Source organism: Zunongwangia sp. (genome assembly GCF_048269745.1).
Taxonomy (GTDB): Bacteria; Bacteroidota; Bacteroidia; order Flavobacteriales; family Flavobacteriaceae; genus Zunongwangia.
In genome coordinates this window covers 85,173-108,058 of the sequence record NZ_JBLXIB010000001.1, presented here as the reverse complement: position 1 = coordinate 108,058, position 22,886 = coordinate 85,173, and the positions used below count along the sequence as shown (strand labels likewise).

Annotated in this window: 22 protein-coding genes; 5 read left to right on the top strand and 17 right to left on the bottom strand. The window is 32.0% G+C overall.

Annotated elements, in window-relative coordinates:
• Window positions 1–22: 22 nt before the first annotated feature.
• On the top strand, window positions 23–1,273 hold the full coding sequence (locus tag ACN0WI_RS00425; protein WP_417884629.1) for a phenylacetate--CoA ligase family protein: 1,251 nt from the start codon (window positions 23–25) through the stop codon (window positions 1,271–1,273).
• On the opposite strand, the gene ACN0WI_RS00420 is transcribed toward ACN0WI_RS00425, so the two are convergent.
• From ACN0WI_RS00420 to ACN0WI_RS00400, 5 genes are all read right to left on the bottom strand, one after another.
• Entirely contained in the window at window positions 1,265–2,041 is a 777-nt protein-coding gene (locus ACN0WI_RS00420; protein WP_417884628.1) for a glycosyltransferase family 2 protein, read from the bottom strand. The two genes, ACN0WI_RS00425 and ACN0WI_RS00420, sit on opposite strands and share 9 nt — an antisense overlap.
• A gap of 2 nt (window positions 2,042–2,043) precedes the next feature.
• Window positions 2,044–3,033, bottom strand: coding sequence for a UDP-glucuronic acid decarboxylase family protein (locus ACN0WI_RS00415; RefSeq protein ID WP_417884627.1), 990 nt, complete (start codon window positions 3,031–3,033; stop codon window positions 2,044–2,046).
• A 90-nt stretch (window positions 3,034–3,123) separates the two neighbouring features.
• Window positions 3,124–4,809 carry a DUF6909 family protein gene (locus ACN0WI_RS00410; RefSeq protein ID WP_417884626.1) on the bottom strand — a complete coding sequence of 562 codons (1,686 nt, stop codon included), beginning with the start codon at window positions 4,807–4,809 and terminating at the stop codon, window positions 3,124–3,126.
• A gap of 11 nt (window positions 4,810–4,820) precedes the next feature.
• Window positions 4,821–6,314: a GH3 auxin-responsive promoter family protein gene (locus tag ACN0WI_RS00405; protein ID WP_417884625.1), complete on the bottom strand. Its 1,494-nt coding sequence runs from the start codon at window positions 6,312–6,314 to the stop codon at window positions 4,821–4,823.
• Window positions 6,315–6,317: 3 nt separating this feature from the next.
• Window positions 6,318–7,187, bottom strand: coding sequence for a M23 family metallopeptidase (locus ACN0WI_RS00400; RefSeq protein ID WP_417884624.1), 870 nt, complete (start codon window positions 7,185–7,187; stop codon window positions 6,318–6,320).
• Between the two features lie 208 nt (window positions 7,188–7,395).
• Between ACN0WI_RS00400 and tatA the strand changes: the two genes are divergently transcribed.
• Window positions 7,396–7,611 carry a twin-arginine translocase TatA/TatE family subunit gene (gene tatA, locus ACN0WI_RS00395; RefSeq protein ID WP_417884623.1) on the top strand — a complete coding sequence of 72 codons (216 nt, stop codon included), beginning with the start codon at window positions 7,396–7,398 and terminating at the stop codon, window positions 7,609–7,611.
• 73 nt (window positions 7,612–7,684) lie between these two features.
• Here tatA and ACN0WI_RS00390 read toward each other — a convergent pair whose 3' ends face one another.
• From ACN0WI_RS00390 to ACN0WI_RS00380, 3 genes are read right to left on the bottom strand one after another with little or no spacing between them, the layout of a single operon-like run.
• Window positions 7,685–8,680, bottom strand: a complete 996-nt coding sequence (locus ACN0WI_RS00390) for a DUF4837 family protein (protein WP_417884622.1) — start codon at window positions 8,678–8,680, stop codon at window positions 7,685–7,687.
• Window positions 8,681–8,711: 31 nt separating this feature from the next.
• Window positions 8,712–10,310, bottom strand: coding sequence for a LysM peptidoglycan-binding domain-containing protein (locus tag ACN0WI_RS00385; RefSeq protein ID WP_417884621.1), 1,599 nt, complete (start codon window positions 10,308–10,310; stop codon window positions 8,712–8,714).
• A 48-nt stretch (window positions 10,311–10,358) separates the two neighbouring features.
• The gene (locus tag ACN0WI_RS00380) at window positions 10,359–11,543 is read right to left on the bottom strand and encodes a phosphoglycerate kinase (RefSeq protein WP_417884620.1); all 1,185 of its coding nucleotides are present in this window, start codon (window positions 11,541–11,543) and stop codon (window positions 10,359–10,361) included.
• A 69-nt stretch (window positions 11,544–11,612) separates the two neighbouring features.
• Here ACN0WI_RS00380 and ACN0WI_RS00375 point away from each other — a divergent pair, with 69 nt between their 5' ends.
• Window positions 11,613–12,767 (top strand): ATP-binding protein, encoded by a 1,155-nt coding sequence (locus ACN0WI_RS00375; protein ID WP_417884619.1) that lies wholly within the window; start codon window positions 11,613–11,615, stop codon window positions 12,765–12,767.
• A 1-nt stretch (window position 12,768) separates the two neighbouring features.
• The gene (locus ACN0WI_RS00370; RefSeq protein ID WP_417884618.1) at window positions 12,769–13,170 is read left to right on the top strand and encodes a DoxX family protein; all 402 of its coding nucleotides are present in this window, start codon (window positions 12,769–12,771) and stop codon (window positions 13,168–13,170) included.
• A 49-nt stretch (window positions 13,171–13,219) separates the two neighbouring features.
• On the opposite strand, the gene ACN0WI_RS00365 is transcribed toward ACN0WI_RS00370, so the two are convergent.
• From ACN0WI_RS00365 to ybeY, 5 genes are all read right to left on the bottom strand, one after another.
• The gene (locus ACN0WI_RS00365; RefSeq protein WP_417884617.1) at window positions 13,220–13,792 is read right to left on the bottom strand and encodes an OmpH family outer membrane protein; all 573 of its coding nucleotides are present in this window, start codon (window positions 13,790–13,792) and stop codon (window positions 13,220–13,222) included.
• Window positions 13,793–14,032: 240 nt separating this feature from the next.
• The gene (locus ACN0WI_RS00360) at window positions 14,033–14,857 is read right to left on the bottom strand and encodes a class I SAM-dependent methyltransferase (RefSeq protein WP_417884616.1); all 825 of its coding nucleotides are present in this window, start codon (window positions 14,855–14,857) and stop codon (window positions 14,033–14,035) included.
• A complete protein-coding gene (locus tag ACN0WI_RS00355) occupies window positions 14,858–15,364 on the bottom strand; it encodes a hypothetical protein (RefSeq protein WP_417884615.1) in 507 nt (168 codons plus the stop codon). It lies immediately after the preceding gene.
• Between the two features lie 78 nt (window positions 15,365–15,442).
• Window positions 15,443–17,314, bottom strand: a complete 1,872-nt coding sequence (gene mnmG / locus ACN0WI_RS00350; RefSeq protein WP_417884614.1) for a tRNA uridine-5-carboxymethylaminomethyl(34) synthesis enzyme MnmG — start codon at window positions 17,312–17,314, stop codon at window positions 15,443–15,445.
• Window positions 17,315–17,329: 15 nt separating this feature from the next.
• A complete protein-coding gene (gene ybeY, locus ACN0WI_RS00345; RefSeq protein ID WP_417884613.1) occupies window positions 17,330–17,767 on the bottom strand; it encodes an rRNA maturation RNase YbeY in 438 nt (145 codons plus the stop codon).
• Between the two features lie 433 nt (window positions 17,768–18,200).
• Here ybeY and gltX point away from each other — a divergent pair, with 433 nt between their 5' ends.
• Window positions 18,201–19,721: a glutamate--tRNA ligase gene (gltX, locus tag ACN0WI_RS00340; RefSeq protein WP_417884612.1), complete on the top strand. Its 1,521-nt coding sequence runs from the start codon at window positions 18,201–18,203 to the stop codon at window positions 19,719–19,721.
• Window positions 19,722–19,796: 75 nt separating this feature from the next.
• Here the strand turns inward: gltX and ACN0WI_RS00335 are convergent, their stop codons facing one another.
• The 4 genes from ACN0WI_RS00335 to ACN0WI_RS00320 all read right to left on the bottom strand — a co-directional run bounded on the left by ACN0WI_RS00335 (window position 19,797) and on the right by ACN0WI_RS00320 (window position 22,568).
• Window positions 19,797–20,036: a DUF6327 family protein gene (locus ACN0WI_RS00335; protein ID WP_417884611.1), complete on the bottom strand. Its 240-nt coding sequence runs from the start codon at window positions 20,034–20,036 to the stop codon at window positions 19,797–19,799.
• A gap of 2 nt (window positions 20,037–20,038) precedes the next feature.
• Window positions 20,039–20,395: a phage holin family protein gene (locus ACN0WI_RS00330; protein WP_417884610.1), complete on the bottom strand. Its 357-nt coding sequence runs from the start codon at window positions 20,393–20,395 to the stop codon at window positions 20,039–20,041.
• 5 nt (window positions 20,396–20,400) lie between these two features.
• Window positions 20,401–20,775: a YtxH domain-containing protein gene (locus ACN0WI_RS00325; RefSeq protein ID WP_417884609.1), complete on the bottom strand. Its 375-nt coding sequence runs from the start codon at window positions 20,773–20,775 to the stop codon at window positions 20,401–20,403.
• A gap of 116 nt (window positions 20,776–20,891) precedes the next feature.
• Complete coding sequence (locus ACN0WI_RS00320) at window positions 20,892–22,568, bottom strand: glutamine--tRNA ligase/YqeY domain fusion protein (RefSeq protein WP_417884608.1); 1,677 nt, start codon at window positions 22,566–22,568, stop codon at window positions 20,892–20,894.
• Between the last annotated feature and the right edge of the window lie 318 nt (window positions 22,569–22,886).

Here is a 22,886-nt window from a genome sequence, read left to right as displayed (position 1 = left end):
TCCGATAAATAAAGCTCGGAAAATGCTTCATGAAATTGATAGCATTTCCCAAGAAAATTACCCTGATTACATATCTGCTAAAAAGAGGGAGATAGTAAACTATCATTTAAAAAATAATCCTTTTTATAAAAGTTTTATTGGTGATAAATCGATTGAAAAATGGGAAGACATTCCTATAATGTCTAAATCCGACTTACAAAAACCTATAAAAGAACGACTTAGCAAAGATTTCAATTTAAAAAATACATATATAGGGAAAACATCCGGAAGTAGCGGACACCCTTTTACTTTTGCTAAGGATAAACTATGCCATGCTTTTACTTGGTCGGTTATAGAACGTTGTTATGGTTGGTATAATATATCACTAGAACGTTCTAAACAAGCCCGTTTTTATGGAATTCCTTATGACTTTTTTGGATATTATAAAGAGCGATTAAAAGATTTTTTAGGTAACCGTTATCGCTTTCCTGTTTTTGATTTAAGTGATAATGTATTAGAAAAACATTTAAAAAAAATACAAAAGGGAAATTTTGAATATATATATGGATACACCAGTGCTATTACGTTATTTTCTAAATTTTTAGCAAAAAAAGGAATCGTTTTAAAAAATAGCTGTCCAAATTTGAGATTATGTATAATTACAGCTGAACAATTATTTGAAGATGATCGGATTATAATGGAAAAGTCATTTGGAATACCTATTGTAAATGAGTATGGAGCAAGTGAAATAGGATTAATAGCCTTCGAAAAAAACAATGATTTAGTTTTAAATACAATTGATCTTCATGTAGAAATAGTAGGTAAAAATGGAAAGAATGTGCCTTCAGGACAAAAAGGAGAAATAGTAATTACTTCTCTCTATAATAAAGCTCACCCTCTAATTAGATACAAAATTGGAGATATTGGCAGTATCGTTTCAAATGAGAGCTCAAATCCTAAGTATCCCATTTTAAAATCAATAAATGGTCGAATAAGCGATTTTGCCATTTTACCTAATAACAAAATAATACCTGGACTTACTTTTTATTATGTAGCTAAAAAGGTAATAGATGATTCTGGAGAAACTAAAGAGTTTATCATTACGCAAACTAAGTTGGATACTTTTGTTATTGATTATGTTAGAGAAACAAAATTTACTGAACGTGAAATTATTGCTATTTCTAAAGCTATGGAAAATTATGTCGAAAAAGATTTGATTCTTCAGTTTAACCAAAAAAAATCTTTATCTAGAAACAAAAGAGGAAAACTAAGACAATTTACTTCATTAATTTAAGTTTTTGTATAAAGTTATTTTAACATAAACATGCATTATTAAAAATGCAAAAAGATAGTATACACTTTTAGCTTTGCTAAAATTCAATTCTCGATTATAAACATTAAAATTATATTTGATAAGTGTAAGTTTATTACTAGAAACCGATATTTTTCGAACACGATATACAGCTAACGATTCTTGAATACCAATTGCTTTTTTTGCTTTTTGTAAAACAATTAACCACATAGCCCAATCTTGTCTTTTCCGCATTTCAGGCTGTAGAACTACTCCAATTTTTGAAGCATCATATAAACCTGTCAAATTCCCAATATAATTATGCTTCAATAACTTTTTATAAGAAAGTAACTTTATTGCTTTCACTCCTTTTAGGTAGAAGTTACCCTTTTCATCAATTCGCTCATAACTACTAAAAACGACAGAAACATTCTCCTTTTTTATAGTTTCAATTTGAATTGAAAGCTTTTGAGGTTTCCAAATATCATCTGAATCTAAAAATGTAATATATCTTCCTGAAGCAATTTTTAAAGCTCTATTTCTAGACTTTCCTGCTCCTATATTATTCACATTATTTAAATATTTAATACGCTTATCTAAAAAAGTAAATTTCTCAATAATATTTTTAGTTGTATCTGTAGAACAATCATTAACAATTATCAGTTCCCAGTTTTGATACTGTTGATTTATTACAGATCGTATTGATTCTTCAATATAATCAGCTGAATTATATGCAGGCATAATAATACTTGCCAATTCAGAAACTACCATATCTAGCGCCTTATATGTTTCGAAAAATCTTTATGTTCCTTTTTATTTAAGTCTTTCTTTGGGAGGCTTTTAAAATAATTATAAGTAGCCTTCATTCCCTCTTCTCTTGAAACCTGTGGTTCCCAGCCCAAAATTTCTTTGGCTTTAGTAATATCTGGTTGGCGTTTTAATGGATCGTCTTGCGGAAGTGGTTTGTATATTATTTCTTGCTTCTTTTCTGTTAAATGCAAAATTTCTTCTGCAAAGTCTTTAATGGTAATTTCTTCGGGATTACCAATATTTACCGGATCGCTATAATCACTCAATAATAATCGATACAGCCCTTCAATTTGATCATCTACATAACAAAAAGAACGCGTTTGTGAACCATCTCCAAAAACCGTTAAATTTTCACCTCGAAGTGCTTGCCCTATAAAAGCAGGAATCACTCTCCCGTCATTTAAGCGCATTCTAGGGCCGTATGTATTGAATATCCTTGCTATTCGAGTTTCTAGCCCGTGGAAGCGATGGTATGCCATTGTTAGCGATTCTTGAAAACGTTTTGCTTCATCATAAACTCCTCTTGGCCCTATAGTGCTTACATTTCCATAATATTCTTCAGATTGCGGATGCACCAATGGGTCTCCGTATACTTCAGAAGTAGAAGCAATCAGTATTCTTGCTTTTTTTTCTTTTGCTAAACCTAAACAATGGTGAGTCCCAATAGAGCCTACTTTTAAAGTTTGAATAGGGATTTTTAAATAATCTATTGGGCTAGCCGGGGAAGCAAAATGAAGAATATAATCTAATTTCCCAGGAACATATATATACTTTGTTATATCATGATTGTAAAACTCAAAATCCTTATTTTTAAACAGATGCTCGATATTTCGTATATCTCCTGTAATAAGATTATCCATCCCTAAAACTCGATAACCTTCTTTTATAAATTTATCACATAAATGAGAACCTAAAAATCCCGCTGCACCCGTAATTAAAACAGTTTTTGGCATACTTTTGATATTGAATTTGTAAAAATCTGTCCTGTTATTTCAACAATCTTGATTAAAGTTGTAAGAAACTTCAAGAATTAATGCTTGAAGTTACTCATTAAATATTTGTTCTAAAATTTTCTCGGTAATTAAATAAGTTGGTTTTACGCCGGATGTTCCTAATCCGCCAGAAGCAAGAGTACTTCCTGTTTCTAAAGGATTATCCGAAGCATAATATGCATAACGTACTTTTACATCGGTAGAAATACTGCAACGTAATTTGCTTGCAGCTTGTATCGCTTTTTGATAATGTACTCCTTCCATTTCTAAACCGATCACATTCCAAGTAGAATCATGGAAAAATTTCAGAATATCTTTATTCTGCAAAGAAGTTCCTAATACCGTTATCATACTACCCGAAACCACATCAATTCCATTTCCTTCTAAATCGGAAGCTTTTAATTCATTCTCGAATGGATAATTATCGGCGGTACCTTCAAAAACATGCGCAGAAGGAATCATGATATCTCCTTTTCCACCTTCTAAAATACCAGCTTTTCCCATTATGGAAACAGATGTTACATTCATTTTCACTTCTTCTTCATTGAATGTATAAGGTTTTAAAAGCTCATCCATAGTTTCGTAAGCTTGTTCTCCAAAGGCATAATCCATTACAATTATTACCGGCTTCTGAGATTCTTCTAAATCTTTAAAATTAGTATTTCTAAAACCATTTTCATTTTTCGCAGTATCAAAAACTTGTACATCTATATTAGTACCGCTTTTGTCTTCTATAAACTTCATTCCTTTAGCTAAAGCAGCTTTCTGAACTCTTTGCCGTAATTGTCCATTTGCGCTATCGCTTAAGGCTTCATACACTTCTAATATATTCCTTTTCTTTACTTCATTTTTTAAAGCTTCCGGAGCAAATAACGTATTCATTACACTATGCATATTGGCACTTATAATATGTATAGGCCGGTGTAATAGGTTTTCTTCAGCTAAATAATTTTTAATATTATCAGCCCAAACTTCGCCATGGATGTGGTGTCCTAATCGTTCTCTTAATACCGGGCTAAATGTGATAATGCGTTTATCGTTATTAATAGTTTCTTCGATCGCTAATTTCCCCATCCAGTAAATAATGTGTAAAAAACGTTCTGGATTTTTTACTGAAGAGAATTGCCCATAAATAGTAGATACTTCATAGAATGTTCTACCTAGAATATTAGCAACATGTGTAAGCGCAATCTCTCTATCGGATTGGGAAATTTCTTCTTTAGAAAGCACTATACTTTCTAATTTTTTCCAATCTCTAGTTACACTACCCTCTTCATCAATTACGACACGTCTCATTATTTTATGAGATTCTATAAACAAAAAGGTTAAGTGAGTTAGAATATCGTAAATTTCAGAACGCCCACGGGTTATTTCAATATTCATTTGTTCTTCATCTATACGGTAACAATTACGCCGACGTTTTGGAGGAACAATAGGTTGAAAATGGGATTCTCCGTAACCTTCATCACTTGTTAGATTAATATAACGGCATTCTTCAATACCTACAGGCAAACGCTCTATAACATATAGAAGTCCGCTAAGCTCGGCTTTTTCTTCTGATACAGCTCCATAAATTTCGGGGCGAAGCGCTAATAAAGCTTCTCGTAAAGTTTCTCCGGAAACTCCCATTGGTTTGTAAAACCCTCTATTAAATAGGTGCCGCATTGTAATATACATACGCTCGATAGCATTTGTACTTTCTTGTGCTCTGGTGCGTCCTTCATTTTTAAAAATCATAACAATACTTTTTAACTAATTTTTTCTAAAGCTTCCGCTATTTTTCTGTCGTTCGATAATCTTGGTAGTTTGTTTTGTCCTCCCAATTTCCCTATTGATTTCATGTAATTTTGAAATCCATCTTTTGGAACCTCAGTTATTTTTAAGGGTTGTAAAATATTCCCTTCAATTAAATCTAGATAATATGAGTTCTGTTCTTGTAAAGAAACATCTAACAATTGCTGAAATTTAGCGTTATTTTCAGGTTCTTTATCAAACTCGATAAACCATTCGTGATACGGTAATTCTCCTTCTGTTGGGTTGACTTGTGGAGCCACGGTAAACTCATTAATTTGAGCATTTGTTTCTTTTGAAGCTTTCTGTAAAGCTTCTTCTACTTCTTTAGCTATAACATGCTCTCCAAAAGCTGAAATATAATGTTTAATACGTCCGGAAACTCGCAAACGGTATGGTTTTGTACTGGTAAACAAAACTGTATCGCCAACATTGTAGCCCCATAATCCTGCTGAAGAGCTTATTATCATTACATAATTTACGCCTACTTCTACTTCTCCGATTGTTAATCGTTTAGGAGACTCTTCAAAAAACTCATCTGCTTTTATAAATTCATAAAATATTCCACTGTCTAATTGAAGTAACATTCCCGATTGTTTTTGCTGATCTTGAAAAGCAAAAAATCCTTCAGAAGCTGGATATAACTCGATACTTGGTACTTTTCTACCGATTAAGTTTTCGAATTTAGAACGATACGGTTCGTAATTTACTCCTCCGTAAATAAATAAGTCAAATTCCTTAAAAATATCACCTATTTTTTTTCCAGTTTTCTGCTGAAGCTTTTCAAAATACATTTGTACCCAACTAGGAATACCGCTTATAATCGTCATATTTTCCGCTACTGTTTCTTCAACAATAGCATCTACTTTAGTTTCCCAATCTTCAATACAATTGGTTTCCCAAGAAGGCATTCGGTTTCTTTGTAGATAACCCGGGATATAATGCGCAACAATACCAGAAAGACGTCCTAATTTAACGCCATTTTTTTCAGAAAGTTCAGGACTTCCTTGTAAAAAAATCATTTTACCATCTACAAATTTAGAGTTTCCGCTTTCTTCTATGTAACATAAAATAGCATTTCTAGCTGCATTAATATGTGTAGGCATACTATCTTTTGTTATTGGTATATATTTAGCGCCACTGGTAGTTCCGGAAGTTTTTGCATAGTAAAGTGGTTTACCCGGCCAAAGTACATTTGGCTTTCCGGCTACCATTTTATCGATGTATACCCTTAAATCTTCATAATCTCGAACAGGCACTTTTTCAACAAAATCTTGATGATTTTTAATGCTTGAAAATTCATGATCTTTTCCAAAATCGGTTTCTTTAGCTTTAGCCAATAATGTGGCAAATGTTTTTTGCTGAACCGCAACAGGATTAGAAGCCCATTTATCTATTTTATTTCGGATATGTTTTGCAAATATTTTTGCAGCAACTGATTTTAATGACATACGCTATTCAAAATCTATATAATCGGTTGGATTAACCGGGTTTTGTTCATTCCATAATTCAAAATGCAAGTGTGGCCCCGTTGTATAGTCTCCGGTAGAACCAGCTGTTGCAATTACTTCTCCTGCTTTTACAAAATCGCCCTCTTCTTTCATTAAAGTTGCATTATGCTTGTAAACAGATAATAATCCATAACCATGTTTTACTATTATTACATAGCCGGTTTCTGTTGTCCATTCAGAAAAAATAACTCGCCCATCGGCAACCGATTTTATAGGTGAATTTTTAGCTACAACCACATCTACTGCATAATGTTTTTCTTCCGGATTATAGTTTTCGGAAATACTTCCTTTTACGGGTGGAAACAACGAAAAATCTAACTGATCCGTAGCACTTGGCAATATATTATATTTATCCTCCATAGCTACTTCTTGCCGTAAAATACTATCGGTTTTAGAAGGTGATATAATTTCTACGTCAGGACTATCTTTTGAATGTTTAATAATAGAATCCCTATTTAAATCTTTAGTATCTATCTTACCCGTTAATACATTTTTAACTGAATTCAAGTACTGATTATTTAGCATCAATACATTTTGTAAAGAATCGGTTTTGTACGCTAAATCAGCAGCTTGTTCTTTTAACTTTGGAGAAGAATAGCCTGGTATATATTCTCTTAAAGGCGTAAATGCAATTATAAAAGTAGTAGCAGCAACAAGTATTATTGCACTACTGGTACCCAAAACAAATACGTTTAAACGTGTTAATTTAAGCGAGTATCGCTCTTCAAAAGTATCTTCATTTAAAATTACCATTCGGTATTTATGAAGCAACTTTTTAGTTAATTTAGATTTATTTTTTTTGTCTTTAGCCATAATTAATAAGCAAGCACGCTACAAAGATATAGTAAAAATTATGCTGTACATAAGGCTTTATTTTAAATAAAAAATTAAAATTTATGTAATTAAATAAATATGATATTTTCTTTATTTACAGCAAGCAAGGGTTTTACATGTAATTTTCGAACTAATTAACGCATATTTATTTATTTCTTTTTTATGTTTGTAGCATAAATTTAGAGTTATGAATGCACTTATTTTGCCATTAGTAATGGGAACAACACAAATAATACTTATTGTAATTGTTGTTCTGCTTATATTTGGAGGTCGAAAAATTCCTGAATTGATGAGAGGTTTAGGTAGTGGAATTAAGGAGTTTAAAGATGCATCTAAAGAGGACGATGATACAACTAGTAGCTCTTCTTCACAAGAACCTAAGGAGGTGAAAGACACCAAATAAAAAAATTAAGTATCAATAAAAAAGGCTTTCAAAAATTTGAAAGCCTTTTTTATTGAATTACAGATTCAAAAAATCACTTCAGTTTTGCTGATTTTAAAATAGCATCTAACTCAAAAATTTCATTTCTTTTACTTTTTGCAGGTCTAAATACAAAGCCCTCTAACACCAAATACCGGTTATTTTCTTCATCCCGAATAGCATAATTAACAAATGGACCGGCCATAAATGCATTTTTCACCTCCCATGTTCCTCTTGTTTCGTAAGCAAAATGTCCGTTAATTTTAGTTTTAAACAAATAAGGAGCATAAGCTTCCTCAGTAACCATATAACTACCTTCTACAGGACCAGGCACATATTCACTCCCAATACTATCTCTCATTTTTATAATATTTACTATAGTGCTAGTATCCTTATCTATCGCATTAAGAGGTACTTGATAAATAAGAATTTCCATTAACCCTTTAGGAATATCTTTTCGAATCCATGTGAAGTTTTTTCCTTCTGTAGCATATCTATAGGCTGTTGGAAAGTTTAATGAAAGTCCAAATTTCTCGTTTAATTTCTCATCAGATTTTAACGACTTTTTTATTCGCCGTTGCTTTTCTTTTATTTCCGTTTTCTGAAATTCCTCAATTATTTTGGAACTATTTTTAGTTATTTCAGAAATTATATCCTCGTCAGTAGCTCCTGTAATTACAATACTTGTTTGCGGTTTAGCATAAACATTATGCTTTATCATCAAAGATTTTTTAAGTTTAGGTGACTTTTCTATTCTTAAAAAAGAACGGCTTCGCTTTACAAATCCGGTAAAAGAAGTTGTAGGCATTTGCGCTAAATTAAATATAGGCTCGTCTTGTGGTAAACCTTTAAAAGGTGCAGCTAGTAAATCTCTAATTGTATCTCCTACTTCTCCTTCCCAAAGGGAATTATCTGTAACAACGGTAATTAAATTAATTTTACCTGAAGAATCTAATAAAATGCGTTCTTCTGGTTTTTCTGAGCCATCCGAATTCTCTTTACAGCAAACAACTAGTAATGAAACCAGTGTTAAGAAAATAATTTTTTTCATTTTGAAATTTTTGAATTTGAGATTGGTTTTTTTAACCTCTAGAAACCTTGATTTTCATTCCAGGTTTTAGATGTTTAACGTTTATATTATTCCAACTCCTCAAATTCTGTACCGTAACTCCCGGAAACTTTTTAGAAATACTCCAAAGTGAGTCTCCTTTTCGGACAGTATACACTTTTGATTTAGAAGATGTTTTAGATGTATTACTTCTTTTACTAGAAGTAACATTAGCCGTAGCTACTGGTTTTTGGGGATAAATAGTAAGGTATTGCCCAGCTCTAATAGAATTACCTCTTAGGTTATTCCACCTTCTAATCTGGCTCACTCCTACTCCAAATTTTGATCCTATTTTCCCTAAATAATCGCCATTTCTAACTCGATATCGAATACGATCTTCGGTTTCTACGTATTTAGGTAACTTTTTTTCTCCTTTTTCAATCTCGTTAGTTGCGTACTCATAAATTGCGGCTTCGTTAGCTACAAATTTACCACTTGCTTTTCTTGGTAGCCTAACCGAATAGTTTTTCCCATCTACGTAAGGAATAATATCAAGCTTATAACTAGGGTTTAAAAATTCGAGTGTCTCTTTATTTACGCCTGTTACTTTGGTTATCTGATCGAAAGTTAAAAGCTTTTTTACCTGAATAGTGTCGGTCTGGAAATAAGCAATATCAGGATGTGGAGGCTCAAAGCTATGAGCATCTGCATATTCAAAAATATAAAGAGTTGCTAAAAAAGCGGGGACATAACCAGCAGTTTCTCTCGGTAAATGCCTACGTATTTTCCAATAATCGGTACTTCCTCCACTTCGGCGTATAGCTTTGGATACGTTACCCGGACCAGAATTATAAGAAGCTAATACTAAATCCCAATCTCCAAAAACTTTGTATAATCTAGATAAATATTTAGCAGCGGCCTCTGTAGATTTCATGGGATCCATGCGTTCATCTACATAAGAACTCACGTTAAGATCGTGCATTTTACCGGTTGTAAACATAAATTGCCATAAACCAGTAGCTCCTACTCTAGATCGAGCTTTAGGATTTAAAGCCGACTCTACAATAGCCAAATATTTAATTTCTAAAGGAATATCATACTTATCGAGTTCTTGTTCGAACATAGGGAAATAATAATCTCCCAATGCCATCAAACGTTCCATCGATTTTTTATTCCTTTTTAAATAGCGTTTTATTACACTTTCTAAACTGGGGTTGTATTGAATATTAAAAGGCGTCCTGGCATTTAAAATAGCCAGGCGCGCTTTTAAGGTATCCGTAGGCAATTCATCGTATACCACAGGATTATAATCCTGTTCGATGATTGATTCTTGCATTTCATCAAATAGTTCGGAATTGGTAAGTTCTGCCATCCAAACCGAATCGATTTTAGCTGCTTTTGGATAATCTTTTAATGCTACTTTTGAAGAATCTCGAATTACTGCCGAAATAGGTAATTTCGACTTAAACTCCGGATCTGGTTCTTCTAATATAATTTTAGCACTATCCCTTTTCTGAAAAATTTGAACTCTAAAATTAGCTTTTTCAACCTGTTTTTTAGTATTCTTTTTCTCTTGAGCTTGTAAACCGATAAAGGAAAAAAGTCCTAAAATTAAGCAAGTGCATTTTTTCATACTTTAAACATCATTTTTATAAAATGCTAAAGTATCAAAAATTATTCCTTATTTACCAATTGCTTCGATTCCTGGAAGTGATTTTCCTTCTAACATTTCCAACATTGCTCCGCCACCGGTAGATACGTAGCTCATTTTATCTGCTAGACCAAATTGTTTAACTGCAGATACAGAGTCTCCACCTCCTACTAAAGAGAAAGCTCCATTTTCTGTAGCTTTTGCAATTGCTTCTCCTAATTGGATAGTTCCTTTAGCGAAAGTTTCCATTTCGAAAACCCCTAATGGTCCATTCCAAAGAATAATTTTAGAATCTGCTATTACCTGTTCAAAAGTTTTTAAAGTTTCAGGACCTGCATCTAATCCCATCCATCCGTCAGGAATACTTTCGATTTTTTCTACTTGTGTACTAGCTTGTTCAGAAAAACTATCAGCAATAATTACATCACTTGGTAAGTATACTTGTACATTTTTCTCTTTCGCTTTTTTAAGAATTTCTAAAGCTAATTCTTGCTTATCATCTTCACATAAAGAATTTCCTATTTTTCCGCCTTGAGCTTTAATGAAAGTATACGTCATACCTCCACCAATAATTAAATTGTCTACAGCATCTAGTATATTTTCAATAACAGTAATTTTTGAAGATACTTTAGCACCTCCTAAAACTGCTGTTACAGGCTTTTCTTTGCTATTTAAAACTTTATCTAAACTTTTAATTTCTTTAGCTAATAGGTATCCAAAGCATTTTTCTTCGAAGAATTTAGCTACTATAGTAGTAGATGCGTGGGCACGGTGAGCAGTTCCAAAAGCATCGTTTACATAAATATCGCCTAATTCAGCTAATTGCTTAGCAAAAGCTTCATCTCCTTTTTTCTCTTCCTCATGAAAACGAAGGTTTTCCAGAAGTAAAATTTCTCCGGCTTTTAAATTGTCTGCAGCTTCTTTAGCTTCTGCACCTACACAGTCCTCTACAAATTTAGGTTCTACACCTATAATCTCAGTAACTTTAGAAATAATATTTTTTAATGAAAATTTAGCTTCTTTACCATTTGGTCTCCCTAAGTGAGACATAAGTACTACGCTACCTCCATCATCAAGAATTTTTTTAATGGTTGGTTTAGCAGCTTCAATACGGTTGGCATCGGTTACTTTAAGGTCTTCGTTTAAAGGAACATTAAAGTCTACACGGATTAAAGCTTGTTTATCCTTAAAATTGAAATCGTCTACTGTTTTCATAAATATGGTTTCTTACAAATATAATTTTTTCCGAAGACATAAAAGCTGATATAAATCTTATATTTGCTTATGTTTTTTTCAGAAATAGCAGGTTTACCACATATAAAAAATCACCTTACCACTACAGCTCAAAATGGGCGTATTCCGCATGCGCAATTATTTGTTGGAAATAGCGGAAGCGGTACATTACCAATGGCTATAGCTTACGCTCAGTATTTGTTGTGTAAAAATTCTGGAGGTGAAAACGAGAACGGAAATAATTCGTGTAATATTAAATTTAAAAATTTATCGCATCCCGATCTTCATTTTGTGTATCCAGTAGCAACAAATTCACGAATTAAAAGCCATCCGGTTTCAACCAATTTTATTGAAGAGTGGCGCAATTTTATTCAGCAAAACCCTTATGGAAATTCTGCCGAATGGTATAAACATATTGGGATTGAAAATAAACAAGCGCAAATTGGTGTGGATGAAGCCCACGATGTGGTTAAGAATTTATCTTTAAAAGCTTATGAAGGCGGTTTAAAAGTAATGATTATTTGGATGGCCGACCGAATGAATATTGCGGCAGCTAATAAACTTTTAAAACTAATAGAAGAGCCTCCTACAAAAACTATTTTTATTTTAATAACCGAAGATGAGGGACAAATTATCCAGACTATTAAATCTAGATGCCAAATTTTAAACTTCCCTCCTTTACCAGAAGTAGATATTGCTGAAAAATTAAAGCAGGATAAACAAGTAGGAGAACAACAGGCAAATCTTGTGGCTCATCAGGCTAATGGAAGTTATACTCGGGCACTAACTTTACTAGAAAAAAATACAACCGACGACCAATTTGAACAATGGTTTATTGATTGGGTACGAACTGCTTTTAAAGCTAAAGGAAATAAAGCAACAGTTTTAAAATTGGTAAGTTGGAGCGAAGAAATTGCAAACTTAGGCCGCGAGCAACAAAAAAGTTTTCTTTTATATTGTTTAGATTTTTTTAGACAAGCTTTGGTATTAAATTATAAAGCAAAAGACTTGGTATATCTTTCACCAAAAACAAAAGGCTTTCAATTATCTAAATTTGCTCAGTATGTACATGGTAATAATATTATTCCTATAAGTAAAGCTCTTGAAGATGCTATTTACCATATAGAGCGTAACGGAAATGCAAAAATAATATTAACCGACCTTTCTATCAGACTTACTCGGTTTTTACACATAAAAACAGCTTAAAATGGCTAATATCGATTTTAAGATTGCTTTTATTTTAGTATTACTCTTTTTATTAATCACTTTTTTCATGTCGTTTTACGAAAAAGTGAGTACATACAAAGGTACCAAAGCTTGGATGGAGAGTCATTTTGAAAATACCTTTCTAAAAAATAAAATATCGGTTTTATTACCTGTTTTGGTTTTTATTGAATTAATAGCTGTTTTGGCTTTACTTCCGGCAATCATCAATCAGCTTTGTTTCTTTACTGAATTTCCTTTTGCCAGAATTAGCCTTATTCTTTGTGCTATAAGTTTACTAATGCTGCTTTTTGGACAACGCATTGCTAAAGATTACCAAAGTGCGGCAGGAATCACTATTTATTTTGCAGTTGTAATTTTAGGTTTTTTTATTTTAGGCCAATAAAAAAGCCCGGTTTTCACCAGGCTTATACTGTTATTTACTAATAAGCTAATTACTCTGCAGAAGTAGTATCGTTAGCTTTTTCGGTTTCTGCTTTAGTTTCTTCAGTAGCATCAGCTCCACCGTATTTATTATTTAATTCTTTTAAAACTTTATCTGTAATATCTAAGCCTTCTTTAGCATACATAATGTTAGCAGATTCGTTACTTCCGAAGATATAAGTATATCCGTTTTCTTTTCCATATTCAGCTACAAAATCTTTTACTTTCTCTACAACACTATCAATAGCAGAGCTACTTTCATTTTGTAGTTGCTGACCAATCATTTGTTGGCGTTGCTGCAATTGCTGACTTTTTTGTTGTAATTCTTGTTGTTTCTTTTGAAGTTGAGATTGACTCATAGAACCTGCATTCTTCTGAAATTCTTGAACTTCTTGTTGAAATTGTTGCTGTGGCCCAGAAATTAATTGAGAAAGAGAATCTCTTTTTGCTACAAACTTAGCTTCAACATCTTTCATTTCTTGATAGTCCTGAATAACTTTTGTAGTATCCACATAAGCAGTTTTTTCTTGATTACAAGAAACTAACGAAATTGCTAATGCTCCTATCGCGATTATTTTTTTCATAATTAAAAATTTTTAGTCGGCAGCAAATGTATAAAAGTAAATGTATAAAATTTGTCTATCCTATTAAATTTGCCAAAAACCACAATTCATAAATAAAATCTATAATAAAATAAAAAACATCAAAAAAAATTATTAAAAATGAATTAAAATAAGCTATTTTAACGAATTTTTAATTTCATCGAATATAATTATAGTACATACACTATAAAAACAGCTTAAAAAGCCTAAAATAAGCTATTTCTATTGTTTTTTAAAGAAATATACCATAGAGCTATATTCTCCTGTATTCAGAGCTGAAATATTCGAGGATAAGCCATTCCAAAAAGCTTTAATTAAATGTACTTTTTTAGTTTTATGCTTTTCGGAAAGTAGACTTACATAGAAAGAGTCAAATTTCAAGCCTTCGGTTTTAATAAGTTTATATCCGTTATCAGAAAATAATTGTTCAATCCCTTTTTTAGAAAAATGCCAAATATGTCTAGGTACATCGTAAGCCGCCCAATCTTCTTTATAAACATTAGCATCTTTACTTTTATAATTAGGAACTGCTATTACCAACATTCCATCTTTTTCTAATAGTCGATTAAACTCTAAAAACTGATTTTCTAAATCTGGCACATGTTCTAAAACATGCCACATACTAATTATCGAAAATTGCTGATTTAAAATTTCTGAAGTATCAGCATATAATTGTTTTCCTTTCTCTAAAGATTTAGCACGTGCTTTTTTGTTTGGTTCTACTCCTTCTGTTTTATAATATCGACTAGCTGCTTTTAAAAAATCTCCGGTTCCCGCTCCAATATCTAAAAGCGAACCTTCTGCTTTTTCTTTTAATAGCCAACCTACTTTTTTTTGAAGCATATATGTTTTAACCGATTTATAAATTTTATCGGTTAATGTTTCTGCTGAATCGGTATGCGAAATATATTCTTCACTTTTATAATATCGATCTAAATCTTCTGGCACCGGACTTGTTTTTAAAATATCATAATTAGGTAATTTTTCTAATCGATATTTTTCTCCAGATACTAAATGATCTTTACAAATAAATTCTGATTGTTCCACTTAAGGTAAGGCTTTAAAATTTTTCTGATATTCGAAAAAATCAGCTTCTAATTTATTTAGATACTCTCTAATTCTAATAGAATATAACGAGGATGTTTTTAAATGATCTTGTGCTTGTGCATCTAAAATTTTTAGATGTACAAAAAACTTAATAGATCCTGTATTATCATCGTCGTCATCTTCTCGTTGTGAATTGTTATCATCATCGTCTAAACCTAGCAAATTATCCACCAAAGTTTTTACAATTGGATTATCTATATATTCAGCTCTACCGTCTTCAATATCTACTGTAATTAAAAATTCTTTTTCCAATTCGGGAAATAAAACCACAGGAGTATTCACTAAATATTCAGATCGATCTAAACCCATATATTTCTTAATCCATGTTTTTACAATTGGTTTTTGAAGCTTTGATTGGAATAAAAAATAGTTAGGTTCGTTTTTGGTTTTTACAATTCGAGAGCCTTCGATATCGGGTACCGAATGGGTTTGAATTTTACAACTCATTACCAAAATAAGAAACAAAAAAACAAGACCTTTTTTTATCATTTAAATTAAATGTTCCACGTGGAACGTATTAAAAAATCACCTACCCATATAGACTAATAATACAGAAATATCGTTTGGACTTACTCCACTTATTCGAGATGCTTGAGAAACATTTGCAGGTTGAATTTTATTCAATTTTTCGCGAGCCTCAAAAGACATCGATTTAATTTTTGAATAATCAAACCCCTTAGGAATCTTAACATCTTCTAACCGATTTAGTTTATCGGCATTGTTTTTTTCTTTCTCAATATAACCAGAATATTTAACCTGTATTTCGGTTTGTTCTAACATTTCGGTATCTAAATTATTTTCCTGAATGTACTCCTCTACTCCAGAAAATTTACGAACATCTTGCATAGCAATTTTTGGTCTAGAAAAGATTTTAAAAATCTTATCACTTTGTTTCATAGGTGAAGAACTGTATTCTTCTAAAACCACATTAGCTTCTTCAGGAGCAACACTTTTATTTCTTAAGAAGGATACAAAATCGAAAGACTTTGTTTTTTTCTCTTCCATTTTTCGCATTCTAGATTCACTAGCTAAACCAAGATTATACGATTTTTCCGTTAATCTAAAATCGGCATTATCCTGTCGTAACAATGTTCGATATTCAGCTCTAGAAGTAAACATTCGATATGGTTCTTCTGTACCTTTCGTAATCAAATCGTCGATAAGTACTCCAATATAAGCCTCATTTCGTTGCAGTATAAAAGGATCCTTTTCCTGAACTTTCAAAGCCGCATTAATACCTGCCATCATTCCTTGACAAGCTGCTTCTTCGTATCCGGTAGTTCCATTAATTTGACCTGCAAAATATAAACCCTCAACAAGTTTTGTTTCTAATGTATGTTGCAATTGTGTTGGTGGAAAATAATCGTATTCGATAGCATAACCCGGTCTAAAAAATTTCACATTTTCAAAACCTGCTACAGAACTTAAAGCTGCATATTGAACATCTTCCGGTAAAGATGTAGAGAATCCGTTTACATAAACTTCTACCGTATTCCAACCTTCTGGTTCTACAAATAATTGGTGACGATCTTTATCTGCAAATCGATTAATTTTATCTTCTATAGAAGGACAATATCTAGGTCCTAAACTTTTAATCCTACCATTAAACATTGGAGATCTATCGAAACCGGAACGGAGGATATCGTGCACCTCATTTGAGGTATACGTCATATAACAAGATCGTTGTTTTTGAAGTGGTTTAGTTTCATCTGAAAAAGAGAATTTACCTGGAATATCATCTCCTGGCTGTTCAATCATTTTTGAATAATCCAAAGATCTGCCATCTACTCTTGGAGGGGTTCCAGTCTTCATTCTTCCAGCTTCAAAACCTGCATCAATTAAATCTTTAGTGATTCCGGTTGCAGCAGCTTCACCTGCCCTTCCTCCTCCACGTTGTTTATCTCCAATATGAATTAAGCCGTTTAGAAAAGTCCCGTTAGTACACACAACAGATTTCGCTTTAATCTCAATACCCAAAGAAGTTTCAACTCCTTTAACTTTACCATTTTCGATTAATAAACCATGAACCATCTCTTGGTAAAAATCAAGATTTGGCGTTTGCTCTAACCGAAGCCTCCAATCTTCGGAAAAACGCATCCGATCACTTTGCACTCTAGGACTCCACATTGCAGGCCCTTTAGATTTATTAAGCATTTTAAATTGAATAGCACTGGTATCACTAACCAAACCACTATAACCACCCATAGCGTCTATCTCTCGAACTATTTGTCCTTTTGCAATACCTCCCATAGCAGGGTTACAACTCATTTGAGCTATGTTTTGCAAATTCATAGTTATAAGCAATGTACTAGACCCCATATTCGCGGCTGCAGCGGCAGCTTCGCTACCGGCATGTCCTGCTCCTACAACAATAACATCATACTCCTTTTTGAACATAAATGCATTTAATTTTTAAGATTGTTCCACGTGGAACAATTCAATTTTCTCTTCTTCTTTTTGTCGCATTAGTTGCGAATCGATTTCAGTTTTATCTTTATATCCACAGTAATGTAAAATACCATGAATAATTACTCGTTTTAATTCAGATTCGAAATCTTGATTATAAGTAACCGAATTCTCTTTTACTCGCTCTGTACTTATAAAAATATCGCCGTCTAATATATTCCCTAACGTATTATCAAAACTTATAATATCAGTAAACGTATCGTGATCTAAATATTGCTGATTAATTTTTAATAAATAATCATCGTCACAAAAAATATAACTAATCTCTCCTACTCGTTTACCTTCAGATTCTGCAACGCGAATAATCCAATTTTGGAAATCTTTTGTGTTTGTTAACTCAAAATCATTTTCTGAGTAAAAATTAATTAAGCCTTCTTCAGTCATAAGTAAAATAATAAACGTATTTATTCGATAATTAATTTAAAATAGGATAAGTAAATTTACTTTGATTAAAACCAAAAGCAATAATTCTTTTATTTTTACCCTAAACTACTTTATATAAAATGATTGGCAAAGGTAAGATTTGTATAGTTAAAATATTAATTGAAATACAACATTCTTAATTCTATTTACAATAACATGAGAATGCAAATATGTTTTACAAATCAAAAAACACTTGCACACGTAGAACAAATTCTTTGCCAAAAGGCTTGTAGTATAATCGCTCTAAGTGAAGATTGAAATAAGATACTACAATAGTATAAATTTAAAAGGTAAAAAAAGCAATTTGAAATTTAACAAAATGCATTTAAAGATCCTGAAAATCTAAATTAGGATTGCATTATTTTGATTGTATCTTTGCAGTAAAAACAAAACTATGTCATCTAAAGTACGTGTTAGATTTGCGCCCAGCCCTACCGGACCATTACATATTGGCGGTGTAAGAACAGCTCTTTATAATTACTTGTTTGCTAAAAAGCATAATGGTGATTTTATATTGAGAATTGAAGATACAGACCAAAATAGATATGTAGAAGGTGCTGAACAATATATTATTGACTCTTTAAACTGGTGTAATATTCCTTACGATGAAGGACCAGGTAAAGAAAAAGATTGTGGCCCATATCGACAAAGCGAACGTAAAAATTTATATAAAGAATATGCCGATCAACTTATAGAAAGTGGAAATGCTTACTACGCTTTTGATACTGCCGAATCGTTAGATGCACATAGAAAAGAACATGAAGCTGAAGGAAAAACCTTTATTTATAACTGGCATAATCGTGAAAAGTTAAAAAATTCTTTAGCACTTTCTTCAGAAGAAGTAGCCAAAAGAATTGAAAAAGGAGAGCATTATGTAATTCGATTTAAAGCTCCTAAAGATGAAATTCTTCATACTGTAGATGAAATTCGTGGAGAAATGGAAATTGACACTAGTATATTAGATGATAAAGTTTTATACAAAAGTGACGGTATGCCTACTTATCACCTAGCTAATATTGTGGACGATCATTTAATGAAAATTACCCATGTAATTCGAGGTGAGGAATGGTTGCCATCCTTAGCGTTACACGTATTATTATATCGATCTCTAGGCTGGGAATCTCCAAAATTCGCACATCTTCCTTTAATATTAAAACCAAAAGGTAAAGGTAAATTAAGTAAAAGAGATGGTGACAAACTTGGTTTTCCTGTATTCCCTTTAGAATGGAAAGATCCAAATTCTGGTGAAATAGCCTCAGGATATCGTGAAGATGGTTACTTTCCTGAAGCAGTCACTAATATGCTAGCCTTTTTAGGATGGAATCCGGGTACTGAACAAGAATTTTTTACAATTGAAGAGCTTACTGAAGTTTTCGATTTAAAAAGAGTACATAAAGCCGGAGCTAAGTTTGATCCTGAAAAAACTAAATGGTTTCAACAACATTATTTACAAGAAAGCGATAATAGTTATATAGCATCAGAATTTTTAAAAATATTAAAGACTAAAAATATTGATGCTACATTAGAATATACTAAACATGTAGTAGATTTAGTTAAAGAACGAGCTATATTTATTGAAGATATATGGGAACAAGGTTTTTACTTTTTTGTAAATCCTACATCTTACGATCCAAAAAACACAAAAAAAGCCTGGAAAGAAACTACTAATGAGTTAATGAAAGAACTTATTAGCGTGCTAAAAAATATTGAAGATTTTAAAGCTGATAAAGTTTCTGAAGAAGTAAAAAATTGGATTAAATCTAAAGAAATTGGTTTTGGAAAAGTGATGCAACCATTACGAATTTCATTAGTTGGTTCGTTACAAGGTGTTGATATTTTTCAAATTGCTGAAGCAATCGGAAAAGACAAAACAATTTACAGAATTGAAAATGCTATTCAAATTATTAAAAAATAAGACTCAATATTATACCATAAAAAAAGCTACTTTAAAAAGTAGCTTTTTTTATTATATCTTTATATCTAGTAATAGTTATTTACGTCTTGTAGTAGTAATCACTTGTTTTACTCCAAATATTTTTCCGACAGCTTTTAATACAAGTGCTTTTTGCAAGATTGAAGAAACCGTACTTCCTAAAAGTGCAAGCGGTGATAATCCTTCTTTAACTTCTTCTAAAGTTAATTTAATCTCTTCCTTATCTATCTGAGATTGTAACTTTAAAATTTTTAAATCCTTGTCTATTTCTTCGAAAGAGGAATATTTTTTACCCATGGTTAATTGTCTTCATTAAAAAATTGCTTAGAAAATTTCGCAAGCATAATTTTAGATAATGGCTTTCTTCCAAAGATTAAAAACAATACAATAACAAGTATATAAAAAGCTCCCACAATAAAAAATCCGGCTGATGGTTGTCCCATTGCCTCTCCTATTGCAATTGCACATCCGAAAGAAAGAAAAGCAATAGCTGTACTTAAGGCAAAAGCAACAATTAAAAAAGTTATCAGCGATATTGCGGACTTACTGGATTGCTTAAAGAGAAATAGTCTATAATATTCGGCATTACTTTGCGCAAAAGACTTTACATTCTCATTAAGATCGTCTATACTATTGCTTAATTTTTCAAATGCCATAAATATTATACCACTGCTTTATTGGCACTATCTTTAGCTTCTGCTTTTTTTGCTTCCTTCTGTAATTTTGCATTTTGCTTACGTAGTTCTTCCAACTTACCTTCCATAGCAGTTAAAATATCATCTGCTTTGTAACTGGCATTAGAAAGTGTTTCCTCTAATCTAGTTTCAAATTCAGACTTTGCTGTTTTAACACGCTCGCTTAAAGTAGAAGTTGTGTCTTTATATTTCTTGTTAAATTTATCTTGAGCATCTAAAGCATCCTTACGTAATTTTTCTCTCGTTTTTTCGCCTTTATCTGGAGCATATAACAAACCGAAACCTGCACCTAATGCTGCTCCAGTTACTAATGCTAAAAATGTTTTTCCTGTATTTGCCATAATAATTTAAAATTTTATGAATAGTTATACCAAATATACATTAACATTTATACGATTGATGTTAATATGCGGTTAATATACAAAAATGCTATACTAAAATATTCTTAAACAACAAGTTACTTCTTTTTAGCCCAACTATCTCGTAAAGTTACAGTACGATTGAATATTAAATTTTCGTCGCTACTATCTTTATCTACACAAAAATATCCGATTCGTTGAAATTGATACTGACCTAATACGGATGCTTTTTGCAAACTTGGTTCTAAATAACCAGTAATTATTTTTAAAGATTCCGGATTTACAAATTCTGTAAATTCTTTTTCTTTATCACCATCAGGAGATTCTACTGTAAATAACCTGTCGTACAATCTAACTTCTGCTTTAATAGCGTGTTTTATAGAAACCCAATGTAAAGTTCCTTTTACTTTCCGTTGCGATTCTTCTGTACCGCTACCACTTCTACTTTTAGGATCGTATGTGCAATGTATTTCAGTTATATTACCTTCTCCATCTTTCACAACATCTTCACCTTTAATTATATACGCATTTTTAAGACGTACTTCTTTATTTAAGGTTAGTCTAAAGAATTTACGGTTTGCACTTTCTTTAAAATCCTCTCTTTCTATATATAATTCTCTACTAAACGGAACTTCTCTACTTCCTGCAGCTTCGTCTTCCGGATTATTTTCTGCAGTTAGCCATTCCTCTTCTCCTTCTGGATAATTCGTAATCACCAACTTAATAGGATCTAGCACAGCCATTACTCTTGGAGCTTTTTTATTTAAATCTTCACGAGCACAAAATTCAAGATGCGCAACATCAATCATATTTTCACGCTTCCCTACTCCAATAGATTTTGCAAAATTTACAATAGAGTCTGGTGTATAACCTCTTCTTCGTAAACCTGAAATTGTTGGCATTCTAGGATCGTCCCAAGAACTTACAATTCCTTTTTCTACCAACTGTGCTAATTTACGCTTGCTTACAATTGTATGGCTTAAATTTCTTCTAGCAAATTCACGCTGTTTAGGAATAAAATTTCCTGGTTTTTTTACCTTTTCTAAAAACCAGTTATAAAGTTCACGATGTGGTAAAAATTCTAACGTACAAAAAGAATGAGAAACTTGTTCTATAAAATCACTTTCTCCGTGTGCCCAATCGTACATTGGATATATTTTCCACTCACTTTCAGTACGGTGATGTGGTTTATGCAAACAACGATACATAATAGGATCACGCATTAACATATTTGGACTAGCCATATCTATTTTTGCTCGAAGTACATGGGCTCCTTCTTGAGTCTCTCCATTTTTCATTTTTTCGAACAGCTCTAGATTTTCAGCTACAGTTCTATTTCGGTACGGAGATGCTGTTCCGGGCTCTGTAGGAGTTCCTTTTTGCTCGGCCATTTCTTCAGAAGTTTGGCTATCTACATAAGCATCGCCACTTTTAATTAGCGCTATTGCCCAATCGTATAATTGCTGAAAATAATCTGAAGCATAACATTCTTTTGCCCATTTAAAACCAAGCCATTCTACATCAGTTTTAATTGCCTCTACATATTCTTTTTCTTCTTTAATAGGGTTAGTATCATCAAACCGTAAATTAACAGGAGCATTATACTTTTCTCCTAACCCAAAATTTAAACAAATAGAAGATGCATGACCAATATGAAGATATCCATTCGGTTCCGGTGGAAATCTAAATTTCAATTGATCGTTACTATAATCTGTTTGTAAATCTTCTTCGATTATTTGTTCTAGAAAATTGAGTGAATGTTTTTCTTCAGCCATAATTTAGTTTAAATAGTTCGCAAAGTTATCAAAAATTAAAGCGTTATGGTAAAAGCTAAAAAATAGATTTATATCTTGCTATAAATTTATTCTAAAAGCATGAATATTCTTAGTAAAATACCATTATTTTCAGGTTTATCAGGTTGTACTGTTTTATTAGGGTGAGTATAATCCTATTTCTATGGAAAATCTTTCAGAAATAATAAACATAGTACTGCGATTTTTTTAATAATAGCTTTCGAAGGAATCATTAACTCTTGTACTTCCTAATTGATTACAAAACTTATAACTATTACATTTTGTAATATACTTTTGGAT